Origin of the sequence: Methanolapillus africanus (genome assembly GCF_032714475.1) — an archaeon.
In the GTDB taxonomy this organism is placed as follows: Archaea; Halobacteriota; Methanosarcinia; order Methanosarcinales; family Methanosarcinaceae; genus Methanolapillus; species Methanolapillus africanus.
Genome location: NZ_JAWDKD010000016.1, coordinates 1 through 6843, shown reverse-complemented (window position 1 = coordinate 6843; position 6843 = coordinate 1). Strand labels below are relative to the sequence as shown.

Genomic DNA, 6843 nt, shown 5'->3' with positions numbered 1-6843 from the left:
ACAACTGGCACGGATATGATGGATTGGTTGACGTGGGATATGATAAACACTATCGTGTGGACCACGGCAAAGATGAATTTGTCAATGGAAAATCCCATATTAATGGGATTGAAGGATTCTGGGGTTTCTCTAAAACCAGAATGAGTAAGTACAGAGGGATTGATAAAAGATATTTTAATCTTTACTTAAAAGAGTGTGAATTTAGGTACAATTATAGGAACGAGAATTTATATCTGAAAATCCTGGAAATTATCAGAAAAAATCCTCTATTCTTATCGTGACCCTTTTTTTATTTATTCTTTTTTCAGCTTATTTTTTTCAATTTATTCTTCTTATGTTATGATTTTTAATTCATGTAAAATACAGCTGATGTTAAAGCCCCAGCTCTTCATTAACAAGAACGATCGTGATCTTATTTCCATGCGGTTGTTTTCGATGAATGGTCATAACCCCGCAAATACATTCCGGGGATAAGCAATCTTCACATTTTCCCGTCACGACGCAAGGCGTTTTTCTGTTGTATCGTTTCGCATTTTGAACGGCGGCGACGTTTCGAGCGCGCCAAACGGCGTCTTCCAACGATTCCGCAATTTTATTTTTCCCGACGACATAAATAACCTGAGTTGGTCCGTAACATGTTGCTGCCGTGCGGTTACCGGTCCCGTCAATATTGACGATTTGACCGTCGTAAGAAACGGCGTTTGCCGACGTCAAATAGAGATCTGCCAACAGAGCCTTTTTCGATTCAACTTCTGATGAGCCGGGAGCGTGCTGATAGACGGCCGAAGCTCTTTCGATCAAAATATCCTTGATGCCCAAAGCGTCCAACGTTAACGAGTTTCCCATTCCAATAATCATCTCATCGTTCACAGGAAACGTTTCCAAAATATAATCCACCGCTTCGTGACGATTATTGCAAACGGTAGAGTTGAACCCTCTCCGATTGAACTGTTTTTTGAGAATATTTAAATCAAAATCCACTTCATCTCCCCCAAAAAACGAATCATCTATTCATTAAAAGAAATCTGACAGCTGCATCTGATTGACGTCCGTCTTTTTCAATTTAGACACGCCAACACTGATTTGCCGGGACTTTTTGTGATCCGTGTTGTTGTCGATCAGTTCCAGCAGCATCTCCTGTGCATACCGTTTGAGCGTGTTGATGTCGGACACGTGCACGCTATGGCTTTTGGATTTGGACGCCGTGGAAAAGTCATAAAAACGAAGGCTGATCGTCACGGTTTTGTAAAACATTTTCTTGTCGCTGAGCAGCTTGTGAACTTCTTCGCAAACGGCGTCGCAGCCCAGAGATAGGGCTTTGGAGTCGGCCGTAAACGGGCTGAGCGAATAAAACCGGCTGATGGATTTGACGTCGGCCGTTTCAATCACCGGCGCATTGTCGATGCCGTTGGCAATATCTGAAAAAACGAGTCCTTGCTTCCCGAGTTTTTCAAACAAAAGCCGTTTGTCGGTTTTGGCCAAATCACCGACGGTTTTGATGTTGTATAAATCAAAGAACTCGTTGGTTTTTTGGCCGACGCCCGGAATTTTGGTGACCGGAAGCGGCGACAGAAACGCAAGTTGGTTTTCCGGCAAAACGATGGTCATGCCGTTTGGTTTTTGATACCCCGACGCGATTTTGGCGGTTGATTTGTTCGGCGCGATGCCGGCGGAACAGGTAATGCGTTCGGCGGCGTAAATTTCATTTTTAATGGTTTGCGCCAACTGCTTCGCATCGTCATATGTTTGAACCGAATCGGGAAAAAGAGCGTAAGCTTCGTCAATGCTGACCTGCTGAACCGTTTTCATGTGTTTGCCGATGATTTTGATAATGTTGTCCGACACTTGTTTGTAAAGGTCGCGATTCATGGGCAAAAGAACGACATCGGGACACAGTTTCAAGGCTTCTGCGAGCGACATCGCCGAATGAAGTCCGAATTTGCGCGCCGGATACGAAGCGGCGCTGATCACGCCGCGCGGCGCGTCTTTTTCTAAGGAATATGTTTTTGAGCAAACGGCGACAGGCTTGTCTTTTAAGTCGGGACGGTCGCGGATTTCAACGGACGCGTAGAAGCTGTCCATATCGATGTGCATGACAATGTTATTTTCGGACATAACGGTTCAGGTTTTGTTTTTTGAATTTTTGTAGTTTGTATTCGTATTTTAAAAATATTTTAATTTATATTGATTGGATGGAATTTAAATTTTACATTCACAATCTAAAAGCTTATTCATAAGGATATGCATTTCTGTAAATGAAATTCGGCACGAATTCTCTGAGCCGAACGTTTCGCTTTGAATTTCTCGATCACGATTGTCTTTTGATTCTTTTGAACGCCGGACTGCCAATTCCTGTTTATTTTTAATTTGAGGGTAGTAATGCTTAATCATTCCTTTTTTGTATTCCGGAAGATAATCCTTCAGCTTGTTTTTGATTAAATCGTCGCAATGGCAGAAGGATGCGCCGCAATATTCATAGTGAAGTAAAATCCAAAATTCAAAGCAAGGGCAAGATTCAATGACAAAAATGTTGCCGGAAGATTCGATTTGTTTCTTGCTTTCGAGGTATTTATCGTAAAGAGAATGATTTAAAATATGGTCCAAATCGATCAAGCAGAATATCCACTGATAGTCTTCTTTGTTCTTTTCAGCCCGCTCAAAGATGGTTTTGAAATCTGAATTTTCAGATTTGTCCGGAACAATATTGAAATTGCCGCCCGCATTTAAATTTTCAGATTTGTTTTCAACTTTGTTTTCAGATTTGATGTGATGTTTCAGTTGGGTAAAATAATCTCTTTCCGATTCCCCTTCACCGATAATCAATATGTTTTTCGTTGAAACTCTTCGCCTTTTTATTTGTCTGGATTTCCCCATTTGAATCAAACCCCTTGATGCCGTTTATTAGATTTTTGATTCGCTCTTTTTTAAAGAATCCAGGTCGAGTTTAAATTGGTAAATGTCCGGCACCGCACCAAAATTACCGGCCAAATATGATTTTAAATAATTTCTGTTGCTTCTGTTCAAGTCTGTGAAATCTGTTAAGGAATACAATTCGGTGGAACCGTCTTTTTGTTTTTGTGTAAACCAAATCGCGTCCTTTCTCATGATTTCTCCGTCCAAAAGAAGAAGATTTTGCGTTGTGAATAACATTTGAGAGGTTGTCGCATTTGACAAAAAGATCATAATGATGTACTTGACGATTTCCAAATGAAGCGAGTTTTCAATTTCATCAATGAGCAACACCGATGGATGAACCAAGGCGTGAATTAACGGATAGGCTAGACCGAAGAACTGAACCATCCCCAAGGATTCGGAACTTAATGGCAATTTGCCGGATTTGTATTCTCCATTCTCCTGATACGTGTGAATAAAATATGTTTCAAATTTAGGGATGTCATATTTCAGCGATAAATATTGATCAAATACACTTGTTTCTTTAACCATAATTGAATCCATTGCAGCCTGATATTCCTTTTTATGATCATATATCCCAAACTCTGCCATTTTTCTAAGATTGAGAATTTGGACATCAGAAATATCAAAATCTGCTTTTTGAAAAAGCTCCGTTAAAATATTCCGTCGTTCGTATGACTTTTCAAAATAATTCATTGATTCATCTTTGAGTGATAAGTTCGTCTTAATGGTATTTTTCAGATAGGATGAAAAATAATTATAAACTTTTTTTGCTTGCGGGAATATCGGATTGATTCTTGAAAATGAAGACAAAACGGATGTGTTACGCAATGTGTTTAATTCAATTGCGTCTTTGTCGGCGTTTTTCAGTTTCATTGATTTTGGAACTTTAAAATCAAATCCTCTTGGATTTTCAATATTTTGAACGCGTTCGTAAACGAGTGCAGGTCTTGAATTTGGATAATATTCTAATTTTTCCGAAACAATATCGAGCACGTTATAGATAATTTCATATCGATATTTGATAAATTTCCCGGAATCTTCGATGAGAAAGTCCATTCCAAGTTGGGAATTACCTCTGTCATAATCAGAATTGAAAGAAAAGGTTGTTCTTGCTAAATTATCGCCCATGTATCTTGATTTTAAACCGATTTCAAGAAACTTGTCCAAAGCTTTCAAGATATTGGATTTACCAGAAGCGTTCGCTCCGTAAATGCCCATCACTTTTAAAAGCCGATATCCTCCGATTTCCGTCACAAAATATTTTTCATAGTCCGTGTTTGAATCCGCTTCAAAACTGAGGACTTGTTCATCCTTGATGGACAAGAAATTTTTGACTCGAAACTCAATGATCATATTTTTGCCTTTTTAATTTTAAAAATTGCATTTTTTCTGCAAATTTGAAAGATTAATTGACAAAAATATGACATCCAAGTAGTTAAACTTTTTTAAAAATAATTTACATATTATAAAAATAGTGAAAGAAAAAATGAAAATATGGAAGAATTATTTTGAAATCTTCAAAAACTTCTCCTTCGCCTTTTCTTTCACATCTTTAAACAAATCATTTCCGTGCGCATCAACCCCGACAATCAAAGGTCCGAACTCCTTAACGCTCAGAACCCAAACGGCTTCCGGCATTCCCAAATCTTCCCAAAAAACCGTTTCAACCTTTTCAATCATATCGACGGCCAAGGCCGCGCAGCCGCCGGTGTACGACAAATAAATGCATTTTCCGCTCAGTGTTCCGGCAATGTTTTCCATGCCGCCTTTTCCGATGAGGGCGCGGATGTTGTGCGACACCAAAACCTTGGGCGTCATTTTTGTCATTCGGTCGCTGGTTGTCGGTCCGGCCGCAACGACATGCCATTCGGCGTCCGTCCGGCAATCTCCGTGATCGGTCTTTTTCTCTTTCAATTCCATAACGGGACCGCAATGATAGACAACGGCGCCTTCCAAATCAAACGGAAGCGAATGTTTTTGTTCGTCAAATTCAATCATTCGGGAATGAGCTTCGTCACGGGCGGTCAGAATCGTTCCTGTCAAATAAACGGTGTCGCCGGCATTAATTTTGAGAACGTCTTCTGCGGACAGCGGCGTTTTCAAGTGATAAGTTTGAGGTTGCGGATTGGAGGACATTTATTTCCCTCCGTCGTAAACGGCAGTCGCGTGGCGGTTTGCCCAACATTGAATGTTGACGGCAACCGGAAGAGACGCGGTGTGGCAGGACGACTTCTTAATATGAACAGCCAGAGCGGTTGTGTCGCCGCCAAGACCCATGCAGCCGATGCCGAGAGAATTGACAGCATCCAAGATTTCTTTTTCCATTTCCATAAGTTCGGGCGTTTCGCAAACAATCTCATCCGGCCAAATCGGTGAAAGCAAGGCTTCTTTGGCGAGTTTGGCGGATTGGTTGAATGATCCACCGATGCCGACGCCGATCACAACGGGCGGGCAGGGTTTTCCGCCGGCGTCGAGAACGGTTTTGGCGACGAACTCTTTGATTTTGCCCGCTTCGGTCGGGTTAAACATACGAATGGCGCTCATATTTTCGGAACCGGCACCCTTGGGCGCCACGGTAATTGTCAGCGTGTTTCCGGGAACAAACGCATAATTGATTTCCGGAAGGCCGTATCCAATGTTGTTTCCGGTGTTGTGGCGCGTCAGCGGATCGACCACATTCGGCCGGAGCGGAACTTCCCGAGTCGCCCGGACGCAGCCGTTTCGAATCGCGCCTTCAATGTCGAAGTCAAGACAAAGGTCGCGACCGATTTCGACGAAAAAGATAAAAATGCCGGTGTCCTGGCAAATCGGAACGCTTTTTTTAGCGGCGAGCTCAATGTTTTTGAGAATGGAGTTCAACTGCGTTTTGGCGACCGGACTCGATTCTTTGTCGGCGGCGTTTTGAATTGACAAAACGACGTCGTCGGGAAGAATGGTTTCCGATTCCCGCAAAATTTCAAAGACCGCGTTGGCGACAGAATCAAATGAGAGTGAAGGAATTTGTATCAAAAAAATCACCTGGTGTTTCGGAATAAAATGAGTTCAAGGTTTATATATTCATGGAAACGGTTGGGGGTTTGACTTTTTGGCGGGCGGCGGGCGCGCGCGTTATGGCGGCACTTTTTCTTTTTGGATTTTTAAAACCAAAGGGTAATTTTTTGTAAGTATCAAGCAAACCATCCCGTAAAATCAAACGCGATAGCGTTTGTATTTTACGGATACCGCGCAGCAGATACAATCTGAAATTGCAAACAGAAGATGCAAATCGGATCAGGAAACAGGTGTATTTTTAGAAACAGTAGGTACAAATTGGTTTTATTCTGTATTTGCAAACTGCAGGTGCAATCCAATCTCTAAAAATAGTGAACTGCAGATACAAACTGAAATCTAAAAATAGTAACTGGAAGATGCAAACTGAAATCTAAAAATAGTAACTGGAAGATGCAAACTGAAATCTGAAAACAGTCAACTGTAAGGTGCAAATTGAGATTTAAAATAGAGTTCACTTCAGCTGCTGTTCTGCCAATCAATTTTAAAATTAACAGCAATCCGCCAAGTTCCGCCCTCTTCACGCCTTCGGCGTTCAGAGAGCGAAACTTGCGGGAAACAATTGGAACGGATCTGGTACGTACTGCATCCGATTTATGCGCTGCGCCGGCGCGCGCGTTATAGCGTCGGCTTTTCATCAATTGCCAAAACCTAAGCCCGATTTTTAAAAACAAAAAAACATCAAAAAAGTCAATAAAAAAAGGCTGAAAAAAACGGACAACGACGTCTTTTTCAGCCTAAGCTTTTATTTTTAAGGGTCATGATAAGAATAGAGGATTTTCTCTGATAATTTCCAGGATTTTCAGATATAAATTCTCATTCCTATAATTGTACCTAAATTCACATTCTTTTAAGTAAAGATTAAAATATCTTTTATCA

General features: G+C 41.2%; 7 protein-coding genes. 1 reads left to right on the top strand and 6 read right to left on the bottom strand.

The genetic code is table 11. From position 1 onward, the window contains the following. A partial coding sequence (locus MsAg5_RS04485) for a transposase (RefSeq protein ID WP_338099425.1) occupies positions 1-281 on the top strand: 281 nt, incomplete at its 5' end. Between the two features lie 91 nt (positions 282-372). Here the strand turns inward: MsAg5_RS04485 and MsAg5_RS04480 are convergent. The 6 genes from MsAg5_RS04480 to MsAg5_RS04455 all read right to left on the bottom strand — a co-directional run bounded on the left by MsAg5_RS04480 (position 373) and on the right by MsAg5_RS04455 (position 5916). Further along, positions 373-981 (bottom strand): lactate utilization protein, encoded by a 609-nt coding sequence (locus MsAg5_RS04480; protein WP_338099424.1) that lies wholly within the window; start codon positions 979-981, stop codon positions 373-375. A 33-nt stretch (positions 982-1014) separates the two neighbouring features. Continuing rightward, positions 1015-2115 (bottom strand): DNA polymerase IV, encoded by a 1101-nt coding sequence (gene dinB / locus MsAg5_RS04475; RefSeq protein ID WP_338099423.1) that lies wholly within the window; start codon positions 2113-2115, stop codon positions 1015-1017. A gap of 84 nt (positions 2116-2199) precedes the next feature. Next, positions 2200-2823: an RloB family protein gene (locus tag MsAg5_RS04470; protein WP_338099422.1), complete on the bottom strand. Its 624-nt coding sequence runs from the start codon at positions 2821-2823 to the stop codon at positions 2200-2202. Between the two features lie 78 nt (positions 2824-2901). Further along, complete coding sequence (locus MsAg5_RS04465) at positions 2902-4269, bottom strand: AAA family ATPase (protein WP_420846995.1); 1368 nt, start codon at positions 4267-4269, stop codon at positions 2902-2904. Between the two features lie 150 nt (positions 4270-4419). Then, positions 4420-5052, bottom strand: a complete 633-nt coding sequence (locus tag MsAg5_RS04460) for a FumA C-terminus/TtdB family hydratase beta subunit (RefSeq protein ID WP_338099420.1) — start codon at positions 5050-5052, stop codon at positions 4420-4422. Continuing rightward, entirely contained in the window at positions 5053-5916 is an 864-nt protein-coding gene (locus MsAg5_RS04455) for a fumarate hydratase (RefSeq protein ID WP_338099426.1), read from the bottom strand. Positions 5917-6843 lie beyond the last annotated feature (927 nt).